Consider the following 25,115-nt stretch of genomic DNA (forward strand, 5'->3'; position numbering starts at 1 on the left):
TCATCTGCCTGGATGATTTCCCGATACTCTCTTTTTTATGTTCTCTTCTGCCTCACCCGCAGATACCCGCACAGGCAATCACAAAGATCTCTGCGCAGGATACTGCGGGGTTTTTCGTTTCAACTATCTTGCGCTCATTACTTCATGATCAGCTCTTTCAGATAGTCGGTGTTTTTCATCGGATCAGCAAACTTGCCGCCGGTTACCGGTACAAGCACTTTCTTCTCGGGTACCAGTACGCCGCCCAGGATCTCTCCCTCGGATGCGTAGCGGTAAGCAGGTACACTGCTCTCCATCTCATGGATGACCTCATCCATGGTGTCGTAAGGCATCGGCATCTCTAACAGTCTGCCAAGCTCTACAGCCACCTGCATATTGTTCATGAGCACTTCCGGTGTTGCTGCCTGTTCGGTTGCCTGGAAGCGACGCTCAGTATTGGTATAGCTGCCCTCTGCGTGGATCGGCGCTGTGCCGGGGAATACCACGTCTGCCTTCTGGGCTGCCGGTGTCATATGGGTGTCACATACAGCCAGGAACTCCAGATCGGATAACAGGGCCGGATCCGGATTCTCGCCGAATACCAGCAGGGCTTTCACGCCTGCCAGGCTCTCTGCGCCTGCTGTGATGCCCAGATCGTTGATACCCTGGGTGTTGTTCTTCGGCTTCACAAGCAGGATGCCGTCTCTCGGGCTTCCCACATGACCGGATACCACTGCCAGATCAGCCAGCAAAGTTGCACAGTCCTCGGATACCACGTTCTGCTGAAGGACAATCATGGACTTCTTCGCATCGGTATACAGCTTTGCGATCTCTGCTGCTTCCTCGCCAACCTTCACGTCAGCCAGAGAGGCGTTGAATGCATCAAAGCCTTCCACAGAAGCACCCTTGCCGCTCTCAGCCGCAGCCTTTGCCACCTGCTGTAAGAAGTCAAGAGAATCTTCTGTATAAATCTTCTTGTAAGCGAACTGCATATGATCCTGTTCCATGCCGGTCGGGTTGATAAGAACAACCTTCGCACCGTTCTTTGCAGCCTGCATCAGTTTCACACGGATCACAGCATTTGCTTTCATCTCATAGCCCACTGCCAGGATCACATCGGTGGACAGCAGCTCGTCGATGGTGTTGGGAGAAGAAGTCAGTCCCAGTACCGGCTCCAGACCGCAGGCACGGTTGTCAAAGCTCAGCACTTTCGCGCCCAAACCTTCTGCCAGCTTCTTCACCACATAAGCTTCCTCGTTGGTGTAGCGGTCAGAAATGGCCACAGCCACAGCATCTCTTCCATAGCGGTTGCCGATGGACTCTGCCTTCTTGGCAGCTACCACAAAAGCACTGTGGTAATCAGTCTCTTCCAGATCGCCGTTCCGGTTGCGGATCATCGGATTGACAAGTGCGCCATCCTTCTTCAGGGCGCTGGCAAATCCAAACTTACCGCCCATACACAGCACGCCCTTGTTCACAGCACCCTCTTTATCCGGGTTTGCTTTCAGGACAGCACTGCCGCAGCTCTCGGTTGTCAGGCTACAGCCTACGGAACAGTAACCGCAGATCATGGTCTTCTTCTCCGTCGGCAGCGGAACCGGTTTATTCATGACGCTGCGCTCTTCCAGTGCACCTACCGGGCAGACGCTGACACACTGTCCGCAGGAGATACAGCCGGCCTCATTCAGGGATTTCCCCATAGCCGGAAGCACAACGGTGTCAAAACCACGTTTTACAAATCCCAGTGCACCAACGCCCATAACCTCTTCGCAGGCACGCACGCACAGGCCGCACAGGATACATTTATTCGTGTCACGGATGATGAACGGATGATCGTTCTTGCACTCGTTCTCGTTCATCTCCCCAGCCAGACGCTCCGGTTTCACATGGTACTCGTTTGCCATGCGCACCAGTTTACACTCATAGTAATCATGGCAGCCGCATTCCAGGCAGCGGGAAGCCTCGGCAATGGCCTGCTCCTCGGTGTAGCCCTTCACGATCTCACGGAAGTTATCTTTTCTCTCCTCCGGGGACAGCTCCTCCATCTTCGGACGGCACTGATATTCCCGGTCCTCAAAGGTCTCAGCGGTTACCTTTCTGGTGGCAACGGTATACTCCGGCTCGTAAGCGATGGTCTCGCCGTTCAAATATGCATCAACGATATCGCTTCCCTTTCTGGCATCTGCAATGGCCTCAATGGCGATGGAAATCTTGTCGTTTCCGCAGTCACCGCCGGCAAATACGCCAGGGATGGATGTCATGAATGTATTCTTATCGTAAACGATACCTTTCTTTCTGGTCAGCTCCAGGCCCTCGATGCCGGTCGGATTGACAGCCTGTCCGATGGCCAGGATGACCATATCCACATCCAGCTCTTCGGTCTTGCCTTCCACCGGAACAGGGGCACGTCTGCCGGAAGCATCGGGCTCGCCCAGCTCCATTACCTGCAGGATCATCTTGTCCACTGCGCCGTCTGCGTTCTTGCAGATCTTCAACGGGTTGGTCAGGTTTTTGAAGATCACGCCCTCTTCCTGGGCCTCTTCGATCTCTACCCGGTCAGCAGGCATCTCGTCCACGGTACGGCGGTATACGTTGTATACCTTCTCTGCACCGAGGCGGACTGCGGTACGACAGGCATCCATAGCGGTATTACCGCCGCCCACGATGGCAACTCTCGCGCCGACCTTCTGCTGCTCGTTTCTTGCTGCTTTTCTCAGGAAATCAATACCGCCGACAACGCCGATGGCATCCTCGCCTTCACAGCCCACGCCGGTGGACTTCCAGGCACCGATTCCGAGACAGACAGCATCATATTTTTCACGGATGCTCTCAAAGGAAATATCCGTTCCTACTTTTACATTGGTCAGAAGGGTCACACCCATCTGGCAGATCCGGTCGATCTCCTCGTCCAGCACCTGCTTGGGCAGACGATATTCCGGAATACCGTAACGGAGCATACCACCGGCCTTGGGCATGGACTCGTAAATGGTTACCTCGTGGCCTTCCTGACGAAGGAAGTATGCCATGGACAGTCCGTAAGGGCCTGCGCCGATGATGGCAACCTTCTTGCCTGTGCTCTCTGCGATCTCCGGGATAAACGGATCGTCAGATGCTGCGTCCTGCTCTGCGGCAAACCGTTTCAGCCATGCGATGGATACCGGCTCATCCTTTAAACCTCTGCGGCAGGCAGCCTCACACGGATGCGGACATACCCGACCGATGGAGCCCGGAAGCGGGATCTTCTCGCGGATCAGCTCAATGGCCTCGCGGTAATGACCGGTAGCGATCAGTCCCACATAGCCCTGGCAGTCTGTCTGTGCCGGACACTCCTTGGCGCACGGCGGGCGGCAGTCACCCACATGGTTGGACAGAAGCAGCTCCAGGTTTGTCTTTCTGGACTCCCGTACCCGGTCTGTCTTCGTATGTACCACCATACCCGGTGCAACCTCTGTGGCACATGCCTTCAGAAGCTTCGGATTGCCCTCCACCTCCACGACACAGATGCCGCAGGCACCGTATACTTCCATCCGCTCGTCATAACAGAGGGACGGAATGTAAATATCATTCTCTCTGGCAGCCTCCAGAATGGTCTGTCCCGGAAGTGCCGTGATTTCTTTTCCGTCTATATTAATTCTGTACTGTTTTACCATCTCGCACCTCCTACTGTACTTCTACTGCATGGAACCGGCATACCTCTGCGCACTTGCCGCACTTGATGCAGACATTCGGGTCGATGGTATGCTGACTCTTCAATTCTCCGCTGATCGCGTTCACCGGACACTTCTTGGAACAAAGCGTACATCCGATACACTTGTCGGAAATGTGGTAGGAAATCAGCGCTTTACAGGATTTTGCCGTACAGCGGTGGTTGTAAATATGATCCTCATACTCGTTACGGAAATATTTCAGCGTGGTCAGTACCGGATTCGGGGCAGTCTGTCCCAGACCGCACATTGCGCCGTCCCGCACCTTGTTTGCCAGCTCTTCCAGCAGCTCGATATCGCCGTCTCTGCCCTCGCCGTTGGTGATGCGCTCCAGGATCTCCAGCATACGCTTCGTTCCGATGCGGCAGTAATTACATTTTCCGCAGGACTCTTTTCTTGTGAAATCCAGGAAGTACCGGGCCATATCCACCATACAGGTGTCCTCATCCATAACGATCATACCGCCGGAACCCACGATGGCACCGGTCTTGTTGATGGACTCGTAATCTACCGGGGTGTCAGCCAGATCAGCCGGGATACATCCACCGGACGGGCCGCCCATCTGCACTGCCTTGAACTTCTTGTCATTCTTGATACCGCCGCCGGTTCCGTAAATTACGTCCTTGATCGGCAGACCCATGGGTACCTCAACAAGGCCGCCCTTCTTGATCTTACCTGCCAGGGCGAATACCTTCGTTCCCTTACTCTTCTCTGTGCCCATGGCTGCAAAGGCTGCGCCGCCGTTGTTGATGATCCACGGCACATTGGCAAAGGACTCTACGTTGTTGATGTCTGTGGGCTTCTTCCAGTATCCCTTCTGTGCCGGGAACGGGGGTTTCAGACGCGGCATGCCGCGCTCGCCCTCCAGGGAAGCGATCAGTGCGGTCTCCTCACCACAGACGAAAGCGCCTGCACCGGCTTTGATCCGGATATCAAAGGAGAAATTCGTGCCAAACAGGTTCTTGCCAAGATAGCCTCTCTCTCTTGCCTGAGAAAGAGCGATCTCCAGACGGTCGATAGCCAGCGGGTACTCTGCACGCACGTAGATGACACCCTCGGTAGCGCCCATGGAATAGCCGCCGATGATCATGCCCTCCAGTACAGAGTGGGGGTCTCCCTCCAGAACGCTTCGATCCATGAATGCGCCCGGATCGCCCTCATCCGCATTACAGACGATATATTTCTCTTTTCCCTGGCTCTGTCTTGCCGCGTTCCATTTGAACCAGGTGGGGAATCCCGCACCGCCGCGGCCTCTTAAGCCGGAAATCTTCATTTCCTCAATGACATCTTCCTGGGACATGGTGGTCAGCACCTTCTCGGCTGCCTTGTATCCATCTTTTTCCAGGTATTCCTCGATAAACTCGGGGTTGATCAGTCCGCAGTTGCGAAGCACGACTCTCTTCTGCTTTGCCAGGATCTGTGCATCCTCCTCCGGGATCAGATGCTCCTCTGCCCGGCCGCCGCCGATGATGTGCTTTTCTACAATCTCCGGAACAACCTCCGGCTGTACCTTCACATAACGGGCTTCCAGTGCCCCGTCATCTCCATATACATCCACGATCGGCTCCAGATAGCAGGTGCCGATACATCCTGTCTTTGTGAGAGTTACCTGATCCAGGCCCTTCTCCTCCAGCAGGGCACGGAATGCATTCTCTGTCTTCTTTGCTCCGGACGCAATACCGCAGCTTCCTTCTCCGACTACGATCTTCATCCCTGCACCTCCTTTGCTGCTTTTTCACGGATCTCATCCAGGATCTTGACAACAGAATCCTTGGTCAGATTGCCGTAAGTCTCTTCGCCCTCTGTGCTCTTCACCATCATGACAGGTGCCAGGGAGCAGCAGCCAAGACAGGCTACGTTATTCAGTGTGAAAATGCCGTCCTCTGTGGTCTCTCCATCTGTGATGCCCAGATGTTCACAGACAGCTTCCTCGATCCGGTCTGCGCCGTTGACATGACAGGCGGTTCCCTTACAGAGCATGATCAGGTATTTGCCGATGGGTTTCAGACGGAACTGCGCATAAAAAGTTGCAACTCCGTAAATCTTGGCCGGCAGGATGCCTGTCCGTCTTGAAATGTACAGGATCGCCTCCTCCGAAAGGTAACCGTAGATCTGCTGCGCCTGCTGCAGAATTGTAATCAGACTACCCGGCACAGTTGCGTACTTTTCCAGCACGGGTGCCAGTTCGGTAAAGTCCGCATCCGGACAGACTGCTGTGTTTGTCTCTTTCTCTACCATCCGATTTTCCTCCTATATGGTTTGTTATTGCATTTTATTATTATACTATTTTACAGACAGCTTTTCCATATCATTCTTTGTGCTTTTTTACATACAATGCGGGAAATCGGGAAGATTTTCCTTGCAAAATGACAAGACCCCTACACTTCCGCCAGCGCCTGCCGCTCCACCTCCCGGATATCCTCCTCATTTAATTTCGGAAAAAACTCCGGGATCTCCTCCAGGGAAAGCTTGTGTTTGCGGAGCATACGGGCTGCAACCGCCAGTTCTTCCTTCCGGCCTTCTTCTTTTCCCTCTTCTCTTGCATCCTCCAGCAGTTCTTTCCAGGCTCTGCACATTTCCAGTTCTTCCATTCCGCTTCTCTCCTTCCATCGTTCCAGATCCAGCTTCAGGCCCGCCATCACGTTGATCAGATTGGCAGTGTCCACCGGCATCCGGCTGTATTCTTTATTTTCCAGCAGCTGAAACATTTCCTTTTTCTTATTCACCAGGCTCATCACCCGCAGCACACTGCGCATTTCGCTGTGGAATTTCTCAAAATCCGTAATTTCTGCAGGAATGAGCAGATTCATCCGATAATCGTTGACATACTGTAAAACCTGTGGGTCTGTCTCCAACAGCATCTCATGCAGGCTTCTCGGCGCATCCCATTCCTGCCTGCCCCAGTACAACGTCAGTGTCACTACCGGTACCAGCCGGTCTTCCTTTCGAAATCCGGACAGGAATTCCGCGCCTTTTACATCCTTTTGCTTCCGGTGTTTTCCGGCAATGGTCTGCACCTGTGCCGCATATTCGATGGCATCATACAGATAACTGCGCACCGCCATGGCGTAATGCACATCCGACTGATTTTCAATACCCAGCAGCACATACTGGCAGTGGCCGTCCGTCATCAGCACCGCCTGCTTTAAAATATCCCGGAAACGCTGCATCGGCATCTCCGTCAGATCTTTTCCATACGGAAGAACGATCTGCGCGGTGTCCTGTTCCCGTAATTGCGCCGGATCAATCCTTTGCTTCCCGTCAAACAGATAGTAATTGAAAATATCTGCAAAACGATCCGCTCTTTTTACATAGTTTTTCGTCAGTGTGTCCCTGTCTCCCAAACATTTCTCCCCTTTCTTCGACGTTTTACCGCCGGGAAGAAATACTTCTGTCTTTATTATACGCATAAAGCGATGTCTTCTCAACCGTAATCGTCCACTCTTTTTCTGCTGTTGTCTGTGTCTGTTTTCTGAAAATGCAGGTTCTGAAAAGAATCTGCGTCGATGCGGAACGCATCTGAAAATAAATAGAAAAGATAAAGGTACCATAACACGTGCACCCATAATTGTCAAACTTTGCTCACATTTTCCTCACAGCTTCCCTTTATGATGGTCTCAACAAAAGAAATAACAACCATCTCTCATATAACGAAAGGAATTACGCTTATGAAAAACAAAAAACTTTTTTCCATTCTTTGTCTCACATTAACTGCTTCTATGGTACTGTATGGCTGCTCCGGAACCAGCTCTTCCAGTTCCACCACAGAGAATTCCACCCAGGAAGCGGAGGCACAGGCCAATACTGTGACCGCACAGATCACAAAGATTGACGGTTCCACCGTGACTGCCACAGTCGGTACCTTAACCACTGCCCAGGCGCCCGATGGCAATGATGCTTCCAATAGCGAAGCTCCTTCCGATGAAGCTCCCGCAAAACCGGATGACAGCAACAGTTCTTCTGACAGCAATGGGGCTCCTGGCGGCCAGGCTCCTTCCGGTGAAGCTCCCGCGAAACCGGATGACGGCAACAGTTCCTCTGACAGCAATGAGGCTCCCGGCGGCCAGGCTCCCTCCGGTGAGGCTCCCGCGAAGCCTAATGGTGACAACGGTTCCTCTGGCAGCAATGGGGCTCCCGGCGGCCAGGCTCCTTCCGGCGAGGCTACTGCAAAGCCCGATGGTGACAATGCAAACGGCGACTCTTCCGACAACAGCGGCGCTCCCGATGGGCAGGCACCTTCCGATGGCAACGGCGGCCCTGGCGGGCAGGCACCTTCTGACGGCAACGACGGCCCTGGCGGGCAGATGCCCGGCGGCTCTTCCTTTGAAGCCAGCGATGAAACAGTGACCTTTACGGTGACAGACGACACGGCCATCACCGTAGAATTCCAGCAGGGTTCTCAGGAAGGCACTCTGGATGATCTGGCTGAGAATCAGGTCATCGAGGTGGAACTGGACGACAACAACCAGGCCGTTTCCATCACCGTGAAAAACCTGCAGGCAGGCGGTGGATTCGGCGGCAGCGGTGAGGTGACCAACGGCACCGCCGCTGCTTCCCTGGAGGACAATGCTTCTGTCTCCGGTGAAACGTACACCTCCTCCGGTGATGATGAGAACGCCCTGCGGGCAGACGGAGTGACGGCCTCTCTCAACAACGTGACTATTGAAAAGACCGGCGGCAATTCCTCTAACACGGAGGACGGCGATTTCTACGGACAGAATGCCGGTTTTCTGGCACTGAACGGTGCGAACGTGACGATCACAGGGGCCACAGTAAATACCTCCGCCATCAACGGCAACGGGGTATTCAGCTATGGAGAGGGCACCACAGTGACCATCTCTGATTCCACCATCCACACCACAGAACGCAACTCCGGCGGTATCCAGACCACCGGCGGCGGCACGACCATTGCCAGCAATCTGACTGTGGACACGGAGGGCGATTCCTCCGCGGCTATCCGCAGTGACCGGGGCGGCGGCACCGTCAATGTGGACGGCGGCACGTATACCACCAGCGGCGTGGGCAGCCCGGCTGTTTACAGTACCGCAGATATCACCGTAAAAAATGCCACTCTTACCGCCAACAACTCCGAGGGTCTGGTTATTGAAGGCAAGAACTCCATCGCTCTGGAGAACTGCGACGTTACCGGCAACATGACCACCTCCAACGGCGGCAGTGACGAAGATAACCTGCATGCTGTGATGATTTATCAGAGCATGTCCGGTGATGCAGCCATAGGTGAGGCCAGCTTCTCTTCTGACGGCGGCAGCATCACCTCTCTGTCCGGTGACCTGTTCTACGTGACCAACACCAGCTGCACCATTTCCCTGAAAGACACCAAACTGGTTACCGCCAACGACCAGCTGCTGACCATTGCCGGCAATAACAGCAGCCGAGGCTGGGGCACCAGCGGCTCCAACGGCGGAGATGTTGTGCTCACCACATCCAGCCAGACCATGGACGGCAACATCACCGTGGATGACATTTCCACACTGGACATGACCTTATCCGACGGCAGTGCATTCACAGGCACCATCAACAGCACCGGGGACGCCGGAGAAGTCAACGTAACGCTGGATAGTTCTTCCACCTGGACACTCACCGGCGACAGCTATATCACTTCCTTTGACGGCGACCTGTCCCAGATCAATGCCAACGGATACCAGTTATATGTAAACGGAAGTGCAGTTTTATGACTTTATGCCCCGCCCCGATATGAGCATAAAAGCGAAGCGTAAGCTTCGCGATATGCGAATATTGGGGTTGATTGTGGGAGTACGAAGTACGGAACAATCAACAGGTATCGTTTCTATCGTCAGGCAGAGCAGACGGATTTTCCTCCGTTTTGTCTGGCGTTTTTGATTGAAAAGTCCTCATCGAGCCGGGACTGATTCCGATTGTCTCTCCTTCTCTTTTATGCTATTCTTTTGTATATCATATGAAAAAACAACACCGGTAAATCATGGATAAAAGGAGGGCTCCCATGCATTTTTCTGATCTAAAAGAGGTAAAACGTTCCCGTCTCGTCGCCGCAGCGCTGGCTTTTCTGCTCTGCCTGTTTTGCATCGTGCGGCTGTACGCCATGACATTTCCCTATGCCAACACGGCCAAAGGCCTCCAGCAGGCCGTAGAGGATTATGTGCCTTCCCCTGATGACACCGATGCCACACAGGGCATCGCTCCGGACAGCCCTCTGCGCGTCATTGGATCTGCCGTCCAGGGTCAGTTTTTGTATGTGGCTTACGCCGCAGACAATGCCGATCATGTACACGGCATCCTCACCATGAAGCGGGGCATCAACGGAAAATACCGTCCCATGGATGCCTCGGAATCGCCCTTCCCGTACACGGCAGGTATATGGACGGGAAATCTGTGGACAAGTGGAAATGCGGACAACAAACATTTCTTTCTTGTCGGCGATAACTGTCAGGAGATCGCCTCTGTCCGCCTTGTTTTTCGGGTATGGACAAAGGAAAATGAAGAAGCGAAAACAGCAGAAAAAACATTTGCTATCACGGAGCCGGATTTTCTTTGGATTTTTGAAGGAAAAAGCTTTGCAGAAGAGCTGGGACTGTCTACCAGCGAGACAAATGGAATTTTCACCGACGCGGTGGTTTTGTTGGATAAAAATGGAAATGATGTGACAGACCAGTATCGGGATGACAATGTCAACGACAGCTGGGGGACAAGCAAAAGCACTGCGGAAAGTTTTCTCATTTATGTGTATATAGGAATTGTCGCTGTGGTGGGAATTGTTGTTGTGAAATATTTTTTAAGAAAAGAAGAAAATGCATAATAATAACCCGTTCAGCCATGCCAAAGCTCGAACCCCGGGTGCTCTGCGCACCCTCCCCGCTGCTGACGCAGCTTAAGGTTCTCGCTCATGGCCGGGCGCCATATACGCCAGGACAGATTCCGCTGCTTACAAGCAAGCTTGACGCAGCGTTCTCCGTCCCAGCGTGCATGGCTGAACGGGTTTAGAACTTCCCGCTCCTGCCGGAGCCGCCCCCGCCACTGTGGCTGGTGCCGCCTCCGCCGCTGGGCGGGTCTTTTTCAATTTTTCTGCGGGTCTGGGTTCTGTGGGTGAACTGATCCCGCTGGCCGGTGAGATGCAGTCCCTCGGGTGTCACATAGGCCCGGGCGCTGGTTCCGGGAGCCACAGATTTCATCATAAAGCACATGATGACGCACACGATGAGGGCAATGACGCAGCCGATGCCAAAGGCCAGGCCAAGGCTGCCCAGCAGACTGGGGCCGGGCTCGCTGACCGGCATGCCGTCCACGGCCTGCTGCATGTAGGATGCGCAGTTTTCGATATAATCCGTGAATCCGTTGTACCAGTCATTATCGGCAAAGTCGTCCAGAAATACCTGTTCCAACTGCTCCTGGCCATAGGAATTGAAAGCCTCATTGGCAAAGGGGCCATAAACGAACATGGCGTAATCCCGGTCTGCCATGCTCAACAGCAACAGGATACCATCCCGGTCGCTGCCTTCTCCCAGATTACAGCCGTGATAAACGGCCACTGCCGTGTCAAAGACGCCGGAATCGTCATAATTTTGATAGTCATCGACGGTCACAGCATAGACACCGCAGTTGTACTGCTCTGACACTTCCTGTGCCTTCTGCTCCAGCGTCTGGAGCTGTTCATCGCTGAGCAGGCCCGCCACGTCTGTCACATAGTTTAACAGGGCTCCGGCTTTTTGTATGCCGTTGTCTTCACAGGCCTGCTGCACAGCATCGCTCACGGCGGATACTGCCTGCTCCAGGGTTGCCTGATCGCTGGCCAGATCGCCGTCCCAGGCCCCTTCCGTCAGATAAGGCGCCACCTGCTCCGACACAGACGCTGCAATCGTCTCCATCAGCTGCTGATCTTCTCCGGCTCCATAGACAATCCAGTTTCCCTCCGGAAGCGTATAACTGTCCCCATCCGTGCCAAGCAGCAGCGTCAGGGAAATACCATCCAGCGTATCGGGATAACCGTACCCGTATTCCTCATAAATGCGCGCCGCCATTTCTTCCATGGTCTCCTTGCCGTCCGCGTAGTCCAGCACATCCACCCGAAGATCCACTCCGTAAGCACCCCCTACGGAGGGAAGGGTTACCTCACCCAACTCCTGCAGGACTTCGGTATTCATCACACCTGTTTCGTCATAAAACGAACCATAGTCTGTTCCGCCCTCCGGCACCTCTGCAGCAAAGGCAGGCATCTGACAAGCAGCAAACATCAGAAGAGCCGCCATGGCTCCTGCCATTTTCTTTTTCATATGCCCACCCCCCTCTATACAAGCATGAACAGCGTTGTGAGAACCGCCGTCACCACAGCAATGATCGCTGCTGCCGTTCCAAAACATTTTCCCCAGCTGATGGGAAGATCGCCTACCAGCCGGCCCGTCTGCCCGTTCATGGCAAACAGGAAATCTTTTCCGTCCCATTTCGTGTTGAGCATCCACACCGGAAGCAGCGCATAGTGCACTTTTCCCCGTTTCAGATGGATATTTTTCGTGATGGGCACACAGGACGTATAGCCGTGCACCGTATCCCGCAGGGAATTCTCCAGCGTCTCCCGGCAGCGGCGATCCGCACGCTCCTGGCTGTCCTCCACGGACACATCGTATTTATCCGCCAGAAATCCGGGCAGATAAGCTGTAGAAAACGGTTTCAGCTCCGAATAGTCAAAGGGTTCGATGGAATCCATATGATCATCGGGCATTTTGGACGCCGCATCCACCGGAATCCGCTCAAAGGAAAGAGAACCGGCACGATACACATGGAAATGATCGGTTTCTGTCACTTCATAATCGCCGCTTCGGTACACCCGGGTACGGGTCGCCTCGTATGTAATGTTTCCCTCCGCTTTGCCGTCAAACAGCCAGAACGGCACGTAAACGCCTTTGATCTCCTCAATATGGTTTTTCGATTTGAAAGCCTTCGGCAGGAAAGGTTTCCCGTTGTAATGGGCTTTCAGCGCCTTGATTGCATCCTCCTTGCTCAGTTTGAAGGGGATCACATAGTCGGGCTTTAACATACCGGAAAACTGCCCCGGCACGATGCTGGGATTGCCGCAGTACGGACAGGAGGTTGCCGCCGTGGTGGCGTCACAGATCAGCTCTGCGCCACAGGAGGGACAGGTGTAGGACTTCATGCCCTCGGCGTCCGCGCCCCAGCCCTGCTCCATACCGGAGGTGTCCCAGTCGCCATTGTCGGACATTTCTTCCGCCTGTTGATTCTCCGATGCAGCCTGATCTCCTGCTTGCTGACCAGCCCGTGCTGGCTGACCCTCTGCCTTCTCTCCATCCGCCATAGTCTGCTCATTTTCCGCTACACTCTCCGCATTCTCCCTGGACAGACCGACACCTACTCTCAGCTCTGACTGCTGTTTCTTCTTTTCTTCCTCTGCAGCCTTCGCCGCAGCTTCTTCTTTTTCTTTATATAGTGCTTCTATCTCCGCGACCTCGTAAGTCGATTCGCAGTAATCACATTTCAATTTTCCGATGCTTCCATCGTAATGCAGCGGCCCTGTGCAGGCCGGGCACTGGTAATTGGTCACCTGTTCTGCCATAGCTGCTTTTTACTCCTTCCCTTTGGAAAATTTATCCGATGATATCCCCATCGTCGAACGGATCTCCGCACTCCGGGCAGAATTTCGGCGGATGTGCCGGATCCTCCGGCTCCCAGCCGCATTTGTCACACCGGTACTGGGGCACGCCTGCCGGCTTGGGTTTGCCGCACTCGGAGCAGAATTTTCCCTTATTGATAGCACCACAGCTGCACACCCAGCCTGCATCTACAGGTACCGGGCGCGGCTGGCCGCAAGAAGGACAGAATTTTCCAACATTTCCGGTCTGACCGCAGGAACAGTTCCATGTATCCGCAGCTGCGCCGGATGCCTGGCCGCCATTGCCCTGCATTCCGGCACTGCCTCCCGCGGGCATCTGTCCGGCGCCTGCCATGGAGCCGGGCTGCCCTGCATTGGCAAACTGGCCGCCTGCCATCTGGGCCTGCCGGTTCTCCTGGGCCATCTGATACAGTGCCTGGGCGTTCATGCCGCCCGTCTGTCCGGCCATTCCCATTCCCATAAATGCCATAGCCGGACCTGCGCTGGTGTTGGAAGCAGCCGCTTTCATGGCCTCCGCCTGGGCTCTGGCCAGCACACCTGCCGCCCGGGCCGGATCGGTGTAAGCCACCTCCCGCTGCATTTCCTTGATGATCTGCTCATCCTCTTCGTTTGCCTTTACCGAAGATACGCCGAAAGCGACGATCTCCAGTCCCCGGACATCCCGCCATTTGGCCGACAGCTCCTCATTCAGCGCATTGGCGATCTCTGTCGTATGTCCCGGAAGAGAAGAATAGCGGATGCCCATCTCACTAATCCGGGCAAAGGCAGGCTGCAGCGCCGTCAGCAGCTCGGTTTTCAGCTGGCCGTCCAGCTGGCCGCGCTCATACGCCTCCGCCACATTGCCGCATACATTCGTATAAAACAGCAGCGGGTTCACGATGCGATAGCTGTATTCTCCGAAGCAGCGGATGGAAATATCCATGTCAATGCCCGCTCTCATGTCCAGCACCCGGAAAGGCACCGGAGACGGCGTTCCGTATTTGTTGCCGGTGATCTCTTTCGTATTGAAATAGTACACGCGCTGATCTTTGGGGGCCTCGCCGCCGAAGGTAAACCGCTTGCCGATATTTTCAAATACTTTTACAAAATTGTCTGCCAGGCCGTCTCCCACAAAAAGAGACGGCTCGCTGGAAATGTCATATGTATACTCGCCGGGCTCCGCGCACACATCTACCACCTTGCCCTGCTCCACGATCATCATGCACTGGCCTTCCGCCACAGCAATCACGGAACCGTTGGAGATAATGTTGTCGCTTCCCTTGTTTGCGGAACGTCCCCGCACTTTTTTCTGACCTTTCACCGCCAGCACCTCCGCAGGCAGCGCCTCACAGTAAAAGTATTCCTTCCACTGATCCGCCAGTACTCCTTTTGCAGCATTTTTCGCAGCTCTTATCAGTCCCATACGCTTCCATCCTCCTGTTTTTCCGGCGGGCAGCCTTGTTTGCCCGCCATTATCACATTTTATTCCTGCACTTTACATATCACGATCATTTTCTCTGGCATTCCGCCCTGGCAAATGCTTTTCCTGTGCATGACGCGCACCATTGCCTGGAAATTTACCGCTTCATCTTGGGCTGCCAGATCAGCGACGCGATATACCCAAACACCAGCGCCGCACAGATGCCGCCCGCGCTGGCCGTCAGACCACCGGTAAAGATGCCCAGCATCCCGTCCTTCTGTACTCCTTCCATCACGCCTTTCCAGAGCGTATTGCCAAAGCCCAACAGCGGCACCGTTGCCCCGGCTCCGGCAAATCTGGCAAAAGGTTCATAGATGCCAATGGCGCCCAGCACCACGCCGGTGCACACCAGCAGTACCATGATCCGCCCCGGCATCATTTTCGTCTTCTCCATCAGAATCTGCACCACCGCACAGATCAGGCCGCCAACCCAGAATGCAGTTACATAATCCATCGCTATCCCATCCTTTCCTGCTGCTGACAACAGGATTCCCCGGAATAACACTTATTATGTATATGTATTGTAAATATCACACTGCCTCACGCCTCGTTCTCCGGGTATTCCGGGATCGTATTGTAGGAAATAGGCATCCCCTGCTCCGGCATGGTCATGTACGTGATCCGGTAGTCCGGCGTCATGGTCATATAGCCATTGCCGATCTGGCTGGGATCCAGCCGCCGCTCTTCCCACGGTTCCCCATGGCCGTGTCCGGATGCACTCTCCGGTTTTCCGGTCACCGCGCAGATGGGCGGCTCCGATGCCGCCTGACGGACGGCTTCCCTTGCGGCATTGCGTTCCCCTTTTCCGGCAGTTGCCCGGGGTGTCGGCCGTTCTTTTCCCGGATAGTGGATCACATAGTTGCTGTCGTCAATGACCGCTCCCTGAAAATATCCCAACTCCTGAAAATCCCGGATCTCATGGATAACCTGGTACATGGTGCAGTTCATCTGCCTTGCAATCTCCCGGATATCCGTACACTGCTGCCGCTCCAGCAGTCTCCGGTACGTCTCCAGATCTGCCGCGCTGGCGTCCGTGCCTTTGATCTGCTGGTTCACCCGTTTTAAAATCTCCGGTTCCGGCGCCGGTTCTTTGCGCGAAGCGGTATGTCTCGTCAGCCCTTCCGCCTCCGGCATCCGCTTCGATGCCCATTCTCTGGCATTTCCAAAGGGAAAGCCGCCAAACCCGTGCTTTCTTGGCTCATTGGGGCGGGCAGAAGCATCTTTCTTCTTCCCTGTTTTATTCCGGTTCGCCACACTGATGATAATTTTTATGACAATTAACAGTATAATCAGATCAAACATCCGGCATTCCTCCTGTCACTGTTTTCTAACTTCTATCCTATCATAAATGGAGAGGAATGTCATTTTAAGATTTCCTGAATATCGAAAAGAGGCATCCACAGGGAACTCCCGGGGTGCCTCTTCTCATTATCATATGCAGTTGTATAATAACAGTTCAGGCGCGCCCATTCGCAGAACCGCGCATAACTGCGCTCTCCGCCGCTGCGCAGCTCATTTCTGCTCATCTGCGGGCGCTCACCTCATCCGATGATACAGCTGGCCTTCCGTGCAAGCACGGCACCCAGCCATATGCATCGTATGGCTGAACTGTTGTTAGATGTCATAGACCTCTCTCTTGACATAGCTGGTATGCAGGATATGATGTGCCTTCTCGCTGCCTGGCATGCCAAGGTACTCATCGTACAGCTTCTTGATGGCCGGGTTGTCATGGGACTTCCGGTAGGTCATGGAAGCGTCCAGATTATACAGGGCTTTCGCACGGGCTGCTTTCACATCCACTCTTCTGCGCACATCCGGAGACTGGATGGGCTGTCCTCCGCCATCTACGCAGCCGCCGGGGCATCCCATGATCTCGATGAACTGATAATCTGCCTCACCGTTTTTCACACGGTCCAGAAGGGTCTGGGCATTGCCAAGGCCGGAGGCAACTGCCACGCGGATCTTCATGCCTGCCACGTCGTACTCGGCTTCCTTGATGCCTGCAGTTCCGCGAACCGCTTGGAAATCCACATGCTCCAGTGTCTCGCCGGTCAGTGTCTCCACTGCGGTACGGAGAGCTGCCTCCATCACGCCGCCGGTAGCACCGAAGATGACGCCTGCGCCGGTGGACTCACCCAACGGATGATCGAAGGTACCGTCCTCCAGGTCAGGGAAGCTTAAGCAGGATTTCCTGATCATTCTTGCCAGCTCTCTTGTGGTCAGGGAAATATCCACATCCGGGTAACCGGAAGCGTTCTCGTTGTCACGGCCGATCTCGAACTTCTTGGCGGTACACGGCATGATGCTGACGCTCACAATGTTCTTCGGATCGATACCCATCTTTTCTGCATAGTAGGTCTTTAATACTGCACCAAACATCTGCTGCGGGGACTTGCAGGTGGACAGGTTCGGGATCATGTCGGGATAATAATACTCACAGTATTTTACCCAGCCCGGGGAACAGGAGGTGATCAGCGGCAGGGTTCCGCCGTTTTTCACACGGTCAAGGAACTCGTTGGCCTCCTCCATGATCGTCAGGTCTGCGGCAAAATCGGTGTCGAATACTTTGTCAAAGCCCAGTCTGCGAAGGGCGGTTACCATCTTGCCCTCTACCTGGGTGCCGATCGGGTAGCCGAACTCCTCGCCCAGTGCTGCACGCACAGACGGTGCGGTCTGTACGACCACGAATTTCTCCGGGTCTGCCAGAGCCGCAAATACCTCTGCAGTGCTGTCCTTCTCACGAAGGGCACCGGTAGGACATACGGCGATACACTGTCCGCAGGATACGCAGCTTGTCTCAGCCAGTCCCATCTCGAAGGTGGAACCGATGGCTGTCGCAAAGCCGCGGTTGTTGACACCGATAACACCGATATGCTGTACCTTTTCACAGACAGCGGTACAACGGCGGCAAAGCACACATTTACTGTTGTCGCGGATCATATGCGGTGCACTTTCATCCGGCTCGGAAGGTGTCATCTCACCGGCATATTTCTCGGTATCATCCACGCCCAGCTCCCGGCAGAGCTTCATAAGCTCACAGTTGCCGCTGCGCACGCAGGACAGGCAGTCCTTGCGGTGATTGGACAGCAGCAGCTGCAGTGTCTTCTTTCTGGAATCCATGACAGTAGGGGTGTTGGTCCACACTTCCATGCCGTCATTGACCGGGTAAACGCAGGAAGCCACCAGGCTTCTCGCACCCTTTACTTCTACAACGCACATCCGGCATGCGCCAATCTCGTTGATGTCTTTCAGATAACAGAGTGTGGGGATCTCCACCTGGAAAAGTCTTGCGGCCTCCAGAATGGTAATGCCCTCAGGGACTCTGCGCTCTATTCCGTTTAATTTAATTGTTACTTCTCCCATCGCTTGTCCCTCCTAGTCTCTGTAAATTGCGCCAAAGTGGCAGTTCTCCATGCAGGCGCCGCACTTCAGGCAGATAGACGTGTCGATCTGATGCGGTTCCTTGGGCTTGCCGGTAACCGCATGTGCCGGGCAGATTCTTGCGCAGAGCGTACAGCCCTTACACTTGGTCGGATCGATCTTGTAATCGAACAGTGCCTTACATACCTTGGCAGGACATTTGTGGTCTTTGACATGTGCTTCATACTCATCACGGAAATATCGGAGTGTGGACAGTACCGGGTTCGGTGCTGTCTGCCCCAGGCCGCAAAGTGCATTGTTCTTGATATAGTAAGCAAGCTCTTCCAGCTTATCAATATCTTCCATCGTACCCTCGCCCCGGGTGATTTTGTCCAGGATCTCGTACATTCTCTTTGTTCCCACACGGCACGGGGTACATTTACCACAGGACTCATCTACCGTGAACTGCAGGAAGAATTTGGCAATATCTACCATACAGGTATCTTCATCCATAACGATCATACCGCCGGATCCCATCATGGAGCCGATGGAGATCAGATTGTCATAATCGATGGGGATGTCCATATGCTCTGCCGGAATACATCCGCCGGACGGGCCGCCGGTCTGGGCTGCCTTGAACTTCTTGCCATTGGGGATGCCGCCGCCGATCTCCTCGATGACGGTACGCAGCGTCGTTCCCATGGGGATCTCCACCAGTCCGGTGTTGGTGATCTTGCCGCCCAGTGCAAATACCTTGGTTCCTTTGGACTTCTCCGTACCCATGGAAGCAAACCACTCGGCACCCTGGAGGATGATCCGCGGAATGTTGGCATAGGTCTCTACGTTATTTAAGATGGTCGGGCTCTCGAACAGACCCTTCACAGCCGGGAACGGCGGACGGGGACGGGGCTCACCGCGTTTTCCTTCGATGGATGTCATCAGTGCCGTCTCCTCACCACAGACGAAAGCACCGGCGCCGAGACGCAGCTCGATATCAAAGGAAAAATCCGTACCGAAAATATTCTTACCAAGCAGTCCGTACTCTCTTGCCTGCTTGATGGCCGTATTCAGGCGCTGTACTGCAATGGGGTACTCCGCGCGGACATAGATGTAACCCTGATCGGAACCGATGGCATAGCCTGCGATGGCCATAGCCTCCAGTACCACGTGGGGATCGCCCTCCAGAACCGAACGGTCCATGAATGCGCCCGGGTCACCCCTCATCCGCGTTACAACAGACGTATTTCTGCACTTTCCCGCGATTACCCGAAGCAAACTTCCATTTCAGGCCGGTGGGGAAGCCTGCACCGCCACGGCCGCGGAGACCGCTGTCCAGAATGGTCTGGATCACCTCATCCGGGGTCATCTCTGTCAGCACCTTTCCCAGTGCCTCATAGCCGTCCCGGCCTATGTACTCATCAATATTTTCCGGGTCAATGACGCCGCAGTTACGCAGCGCGATACGCGTCTGCATTTTGTAAAAATTGGTATCCTTTAATGCTTTTACATTGCCGTCAGTCAGGGACTCATCGAACAGGAGTCTCTTCACGACTCTGCCCTTCAGCAGATGCTCCTGAACGATCTCTTCCACATCCTCGGGCTGTACCATGGTATAGAAAACCTGATCCGGATAAACGACCATGTTAGGGCCAACCTTACACATACCGAAGCAGCCGGTCTTTACAATCTGAATCTCATCCTGAAGGCCTGCTTTTTTGATTTCTTCCACCATCTTCTCATAGACGGACTGGCTGTTTGAGACAGTACATGCCGTACCGCCGCAAATCAATACATGAGCACGATACATATTTCCACCTCCATTATAAGTTTGTCGAGCTTAAGGTATACTTGGAAACGACAAAGCCCTTGCACAGATGCTTGTCAACGACCTCAACGGCCTTCTCGGGATCCATTTTCACATAAGTTACCTTCTCTTTGCCCGGTTCAAACACTTCTACGATCGGTTCATACTGACACAGGCCGATGCAGCCGGTCTGCGTGACGGTCACATTGGTCAGGCCGCGTTTCTGTACCTCGGAAGCCAGGGCATTGAGCACCGGACGGGCACCGCTGGCAATGCCGCACGTAGCCATACCAACCACCACGCGGATGTTGGAACTGCCCTGATCTCTTAACTCTACCTGATTTTTCATCCGGTCACGGATTGCTTTTAATTCTTCTAAACTCTTCATGACTGCTTTCCTTCCTTTCCCGCACCCAGGTTACATTTTCTCATAGTCTCCCAGAATCCTGTCCACATCATCTGCACCCAGACGGCCGAATACCTTGTCATTGATCATCATGACAGGTGCCAGGCCGCAGGCACCGATACAGCGGCAGGAATCCAGGGAAAATTTGCCGTCCGGCGTACATCCGCCATCCTCAATCCCCAGATACTGCTGTACCCGGTCCATAATATTCCCCGCACCCTTGACATAGCATGCGGTCCCCAGACAGACGGAAATCTGATATTTACCCTTGGGATTCAGGTTAAACTGGGAGTAAAAAGTTGCCACTCCGTAAATCTTACTCATCGGGATTCCGGTCTGCTCAGCAATGATCTTCTGAACTTCGATCGGAAGATATCCGTAAATCTCCTGTGCGTGCTGCATAATCGGCATCAGCGCACCTTTCTCATCCTTAAGCTCAGAAATCACTGCCAGGAGCTTTCTCTTCTGTTCATCTGTTCCCCGAAACGGAACTGTCGTCTTTTTATTCACACAAAGCCCTCCTAACGTTTTCAAATGCTTTTTGCACAAATTTCTTATGGTTTCAATTAAACAATTTGTTAATATCGTACCACGATTTCTGGAAGAATTCAATCCGCAAACGCGCAGAAATTGACATACAGTTCACTCATACATTCCTGTGGGCAGATTTTATGCTCGCATAAAAATCTGACTGCACGAATGTATGAAGGGAGCGCCGGTTCATGAGCAAAAATGAGCTGCATCGCAGCGGAGAGCATCGCAGATGCGGTTTTGCGAATGGCGCGCGTGAACTGTAGTGTTTTGCCCGTTGCTTCCCCGGGACAAATACTATATAATAAGGACAAACTACAACAAAGGGGTACTTATTTATGCATATTGGATTTGATAATGAAAAATACCTGCAGACACAGTCCGCCCACATCCGGGAGCGGATCGCCCAGTTTGACAACAAGCTGTACCTGGAATTCGGCGGCAAGCTGTTCGACGACTACCACGCCTCCCGCGTGCTTCCCGGCTTCCATCCCGACAGTAAGCTGCAGATGCTGCTGCAATTAAAGGATCAGGCCGAAATCGTCATCGTCATCAGCGCGGCCGACATCGAGAAAAACAAGATCCGCGGAGACTTAGGGATCACCTACGACGAGGACGTGCTCCGTCTCATCGACGAATTCCATTCCAAAGGGCTTTACGTGGGCAGCATTGTCATCACCCAGTATGCCGGACAGCCTTCCGCCGACAGCTTCCGCAGCCGCCTGACCTTTCTGGGCATCCGGGTGTACACCCACTATGTGATCGCCGGATATCCGGGCAACATTCCCCTCATCGTCAGCGACGAGGGCTATGGAAAAAATGATTACATCGAGACAACCCGCCCCCTGGTTGTCATTACCGCACCGGGGCCGGGCAGCGGCAAGATGGCTACCTGCCTGTCTCAGCTCTACCATGAGCACAAACGGGGCATCAAGGCCGGTTACGCCAAGTTCGAGACCTTCCCCATATGGAATCTGCCGCTGCGCCACCCGGTGAACCTTGCCTATGAGGCTGCCACCGCTGACTTAAGCGACGTAAACATGATCGACCCGTATCACCTGGAAGCCTACGGCAAGACCACCGTCAACTACAACCGTGATGTGGAGATCTTCCCGGTGCTCAACGCCATTTTCGAGCAGATCTTCGGCGAGAGCCCGTACAAATCTCCCACAGATATGGGCGTCAACATGGCCGGCAACTGCATCATCGATGATGAGGCATGCTGCGAGGCTTCCCGCCAGGAGATCATCCGCCGGTACTATGAGGCCCAGGAAAAATATGTAGAGGGCACCGGCACGGAGAACGAGATCTACAAGATCCAGCTGCTGATGAAGCAGGCTTCCGTCACCGTCCAGGCCCGCAAGGTCGTATCCGCTGCCAATGTCCGGGCAGAGGCCACCGGCGCACCGGCTGCCGCCATCGAACTTTCCGACGGCACCATCGTCACCGGCAAGACCTCGGATCTGCTGGGCGCTTCCGCAGCCCTGATCCTCAACGCCCTGAAAGTGCTGGCCGGTCTGGACGCCGACATGCACCTGATCTCCCCGGATGCACTGGATCCCATCCGCACCCTGAAGGTCAAATATCTGGGCGGACACAACCCGCGGCTGCACACGGATGAGGTGCTCATCGCCCTGTCCTCCAGCGCTTCCAAGAACCCCAACGCGCTGCTGGCCATGGAACAGCTGCCCAAGCTGCGTGGCTGCCAGGTACACACCTCCGTGCTGCTGTCCAAGGTGGACATCAACATCTTCAAAAAACTGGGTGTAAACCTGACCAGCGAACCGAAATACGAAAAAAAGAAATTATTACATTGATTGCATAATGCACCGGCACATAACATCAACCGGTAGGCAGATGTGATAAGCCCCCTGTCAAAAGATGGTAGGCAACCATGATATCATCTTTCCTGACAGGGGTTTTATTATGCGGTTTGTCATGCAGTCTCTAATACCACCCCGTGGGCAATCCCGGGGATGGTCTGCCCTTCGTTGAAGCTCACCGTGGACAGCAGCGCCCCGGTGGGCACGAACAGCACCCGCTTCCAGCGGCCTTCCGCCAGCTGATCCAGGATATAGGCCCCCAGCGTCACCGCCGAGCAGCCGCAGCCACTTCCGCCGGAATGGGTGTCCTGGGTCTCGGCGTCATAGATCTCGATGCCACAGTCCGCGTGCTGCCTGCTGATATCCACACCCTGTTCCTTCATGAGCGTCAGCAGAATCTCCTTTCCCACCTTTCCCAGATCGCCGGTAATGATCTGGTCATAGTCCTCCGGCGTCCGCCCGAAATCCTGTAAATTCTGGGCGATGGTGTCCGCGGCTGCCGGTGCCATGCAGGCCCCCATGTTCATGGAATCCCGCAGGCCGTAATCCACAATTTTTCCGGTGGTGATGCCGGTGATCCTCACCCGGCCCGTATTTCCCACCACGAAGGCACCACAGCCCGTCACCGTCCAGGTGGCCGACAGGGGCCGCTGATTGGCGTAGGCCAGCGGATACCGGAACTGTTTTTCTGCGCTGCCGAAATGACTGGACGCCACGCACAGCACATGGGAGGCATACCCGGCATTCACCGTCATCGCCCCCAGCTGCAGCGCCTCCCCGGCGGTGGAGCACGCCCCGTACAGCCCAAACAGCGGCGCGGGCAGTTCCTTCATGCCGAAAAAGGTGGCGATGAGCTGCCCCAGCAGGTCTCCGGCAAATATATAGCGGATATCCGCAGGCTCCAGCCCCGCCTTTTTCAGCGCGATCCGAGCCGCCTCCTTCTGCATGGTGCTCTCGGCCTTTTCCCAGGAGTCCTCCCCAAACAGGGGATCCTCATCCACCAGGTCTATGAGATGGCCCAGCGGCCCGTCGCCCTCCTTTTTCCCGGCCACGGACGCACTGCTCTCGATACAGGGCGGATGCGCAAACGCAATGCTCTGTTTTCCTCTGCTCTGTTCCATCAAAATCCCTCCAAGTCCATTTTTCACATAGTTCTCACGTTGTTCTTCTTTTCAAAATGTATATAGAAAAAGGATCCTGCTTTTACAGAATCCTTTGTTGTTAGTATCTCGACTTATGCAATTTTTATCCGACCGGCGCCTTCCTGCCCGCTTCCTCTTCCCGCCGTTTTTTATACATCGTTTTCACCCGGTACATTTCCTCGTCCGCCCGGCGGTACGTAATGGGAACATCCTCCGGCGGAAATTCAAAAGCAAAATTTCCACCCGTCGCCGGAAGTGTTTTGATCCCGTTCACATGCTTACTCACATTGCTCCCATCGCCGCCATATTTTCCAGACAGAAAATCCACGTCCACATCATAATCAATGCCCTGGATGGTAACCGTCTTTATAAATGTAAAATATTTCTCCCTGTGCCTGCGATATCCGTTTTTCTCCAGCAGACGCTTGATCGTCTCATAGCTTTCTGCCCGCCGGATCTCCAGCTGATTCAGTAAAACATCCACATCTATGGAACCGATATGATCCTCATTCGGATATAAAAGCGCCGGAACCCAGCCGCCTATGATACGCATATGATCTGAAAATTCTCCCAGCAGATTTACGATCTCTCCCAGGACACAATAAGCAGCATCCTTCTGACCCTGCGAGTAATCAATCGCCTGTTTCAGATTTTCCTCTCTCTGTATTCTCATCATCCCCCTGTAGACAAAATTCCTTCTGCATCACCGCATCTGCGGCTTCCTCTCCCCGTCCGCTGCTGTTCCGAAGATCCAGCACCGTCTGCACCGGCGAAGTCACCAGATCACCATGTATCTTTCTGGCAAACATGCAGGGGGTCTCATCGTGCGGAATTATCAAAACCACATTCCCCCCTACAGATACCGGTTCCAGCTCCAGATCTTTGACAAACTCTTCCAGATCCTGTTGCTCCACGTACACATATACCTTCTGGTAACGCACCGTCGGCGCATACCGGGCAGCCGCAGAAAAAGAACCCAGTACAGCTGCCGCGCCGTGTGATGCATTCCATTTGCCGATTGCCCGTTCTACATCCGCCACGCTATCCAGGGAATAATATTCCAGGCATCTGGCATCTTTTTTCTCATAATCCTTTGCCCAGTGACAGAGCATTTCCCGGGGATTACACAGCAAAAAACCGCCATCCTGCTCCCTGATCCAGGCATGATCATACAAAAATGCTTTCACATTAGAAACCGTGCCGATGGCTTTTCCCGTCATCTGCGCCAGCTCCTTTACATGCCAGATTTTCCTGTAGTCATTTAAAATGGTGCGCATGATCTCAGATG

Annotated in this window: 18 protein-coding genes and 1 pseudogene; 3 read left to right on the plus strand and 16 right to left on the minus strand. The window is 54.1% G+C overall.

Features of this window, described 5'->3' with window-relative positions:
- Positions 1-137 precede the first annotated feature (137 nt).
- The 4 genes from RJD28_16210 to RJD28_16225 all read right to left on the minus strand — a co-directional run bounded on the left by RJD28_16210 (position 138) and on the right by RJD28_16225 (position 7,027).
- The gene (locus RJD28_16210) at positions 138-3,629 is read right to left on the minus strand and encodes an FAD-dependent oxidoreductase (GenBank protein WNV57712.1); all 3,492 of its coding nucleotides are present in this window, start codon (positions 3,627-3,629) and stop codon (positions 138-140) included.
- 10 nt (positions 3,630-3,639) lie between these two features.
- Entirely contained in the window at positions 3,640-5,394 is a 1,755-nt protein-coding gene (locus tag RJD28_16215; GenBank protein WNV57713.1) for an NADH-quinone oxidoreductase subunit NuoF, read from the minus strand.
- Positions 5,391-5,921 carry an NADH-quinone oxidoreductase subunit NuoE gene (nuoE, locus tag RJD28_16220; protein ID WNV57714.1) on the minus strand — a complete coding sequence of 177 codons (531 nt, stop codon included), beginning with the start codon at positions 5,919-5,921 and terminating at the stop codon, positions 5,391-5,393. The genes RJD28_16215 and nuoE overlap by 4 nt, the downstream gene beginning before the upstream one ends.
- A gap of 140 nt (positions 5,922-6,061) precedes the next feature.
- A complete protein-coding gene (locus RJD28_16225) occupies positions 6,062-7,027 on the minus strand; it encodes an Rpn family recombination-promoting nuclease/putative transposase (GenBank protein WNV57715.1) in 966 nt (321 codons plus the stop codon).
- Between the two features lie 324 nt (positions 7,028-7,351).
- On the opposite strand from RJD28_16225, the gene RJD28_16230 reads away from it, so the two are divergent.
- Together RJD28_16230 and RJD28_16235 are read left to right on the plus strand one after the other, a co-directional pair.
- Positions 7,352-9,379, plus strand: a complete 2,028-nt coding sequence (locus RJD28_16230; GenBank protein WNV57716.1) for a hypothetical protein — start codon at positions 7,352-7,354, stop codon at positions 9,377-9,379.
- A 287-nt stretch (positions 9,380-9,666) separates the two neighbouring features.
- The gene (locus RJD28_16235; protein WNV57717.1) at positions 9,667-10,479 is read left to right on the plus strand and encodes a hypothetical protein; all 813 of its coding nucleotides are present in this window, start codon (positions 9,667-9,669) and stop codon (positions 10,477-10,479) included.
- Between the two features lie 181 nt (positions 10,480-10,660).
- Here the strand turns inward: RJD28_16235 and RJD28_16240 are convergent, their stop codons facing one another.
- From RJD28_16240 to RJD28_16280, 9 genes and pseudogenes are all read right to left on the minus strand, one after another.
- Positions 10,661-11,950, minus strand: coding sequence for a TPM domain-containing protein (locus RJD28_16240; GenBank protein ID WNV57718.1), 1,290 nt, complete (start codon positions 11,948-11,950; stop codon positions 10,661-10,663).
- Positions 11,951-11,964: 14 nt separating this feature from the next.
- On the minus strand, positions 11,965-13,245 hold the full coding sequence (locus RJD28_16245; protein WNV57719.1) for a hypothetical protein: 1,281 nt from the start codon (positions 13,243-13,245) through the stop codon (positions 11,965-11,967).
- A gap of 31 nt (positions 13,246-13,276) precedes the next feature.
- Positions 13,277-14,704 carry an SPFH domain-containing protein gene (locus RJD28_16250; GenBank protein ID WNV57720.1) on the minus strand — a complete coding sequence of 476 codons (1,428 nt, stop codon included), beginning with the start codon at positions 14,702-14,704 and terminating at the stop codon, positions 13,277-13,279.
- Between the two features lie 154 nt (positions 14,705-14,858).
- The gene (spoVAE, locus tag RJD28_16255) at positions 14,859-15,215 is read right to left on the minus strand and encodes a stage V sporulation protein AE (protein WNV57721.1); all 357 of its coding nucleotides are present in this window, start codon (positions 15,213-15,215) and stop codon (positions 14,859-14,861) included.
- 86 nt (positions 15,216-15,301) lie between these two features.
- Positions 15,302-16,063, minus strand: a complete 762-nt coding sequence (locus RJD28_16260; protein WNV57722.1) for a hypothetical protein — start codon at positions 16,061-16,063, stop codon at positions 15,302-15,304.
- Between the two features lie 312 nt (positions 16,064-16,375).
- Positions 16,376-18,124: an NADH-dependent [FeFe] hydrogenase, group A6 gene (locus RJD28_16265; GenBank protein ID WNV57723.1), complete on the minus strand. Its 1,749-nt coding sequence runs from the start codon at positions 18,122-18,124 to the stop codon at positions 16,376-16,378.
- Between the two features lie 12 nt (positions 18,125-18,136).
- Positions 18,137-19,928: pseudogene (nuoF, locus tag RJD28_16270) on the minus strand (NADH-quinone oxidoreductase subunit NuoF).
- A gap of 13 nt (positions 19,929-19,941) precedes the next feature.
- A complete protein-coding gene (locus tag RJD28_16275; protein ID WNV57724.1) occupies positions 19,942-20,313 on the minus strand; it encodes a (2Fe-2S) ferredoxin domain-containing protein in 372 nt (123 codons plus the stop codon).
- 30 nt (positions 20,314-20,343) lie between these two features.
- Positions 20,344-20,841 carry an NAD(P)H-dependent oxidoreductase subunit E gene (locus RJD28_16280; GenBank protein WNV57725.1) on the minus strand — a complete coding sequence of 166 codons (498 nt, stop codon included), beginning with the start codon at positions 20,839-20,841 and terminating at the stop codon, positions 20,344-20,346.
- 359 nt (positions 20,842-21,200) lie between these two features.
- Between RJD28_16280 and RJD28_16285 the strand changes: the two genes are divergently transcribed.
- Positions 21,201-22,679, plus strand: coding sequence for a DUF1846 domain-containing protein (locus tag RJD28_16285; protein WNV57726.1), 1,479 nt, complete (start codon positions 21,201-21,203; stop codon positions 22,677-22,679).
- A gap of 119 nt (positions 22,680-22,798) precedes the next feature.
- Here RJD28_16285 and spoVAD read toward each other — a convergent pair whose 3' ends face one another.
- From spoVAD to RJD28_16300, 3 genes are all read right to left on the minus strand, one after another.
- Positions 22,799-23,806, minus strand: coding sequence for a stage V sporulation protein AD (spoVAD, locus tag RJD28_16290; GenBank protein WNV57727.1), 1,008 nt, complete (start codon positions 23,804-23,806; stop codon positions 22,799-22,801).
- Positions 23,807-23,930: 124 nt separating this feature from the next.
- Positions 23,931-24,503, minus strand: coding sequence for a hypothetical protein (locus tag RJD28_16295; protein ID WNV57728.1), 573 nt, complete (start codon positions 24,501-24,503; stop codon positions 23,931-23,933).
- On the minus strand, positions 24,460-25,104 hold the full coding sequence (locus RJD28_16300; protein WNV57729.1) for a type IV toxin-antitoxin system AbiEi family antitoxin: 645 nt from the start codon (positions 25,102-25,104) through the stop codon (positions 24,460-24,462). Before RJD28_16300 ends, RJD28_16295 begins: the two co-directional genes overlap by 44 nt.
- Positions 25,105-25,115 lie beyond the last annotated feature (11 nt).

It is taken from the genome of Oscillospiraceae bacterium NTUH-002-81, from assembly GCA_032620915.1.
In the GTDB taxonomy this organism is placed as follows: Bacteria; Bacillota; Clostridia; order Lachnospirales; family Lachnospiraceae; genus JAGTTR01.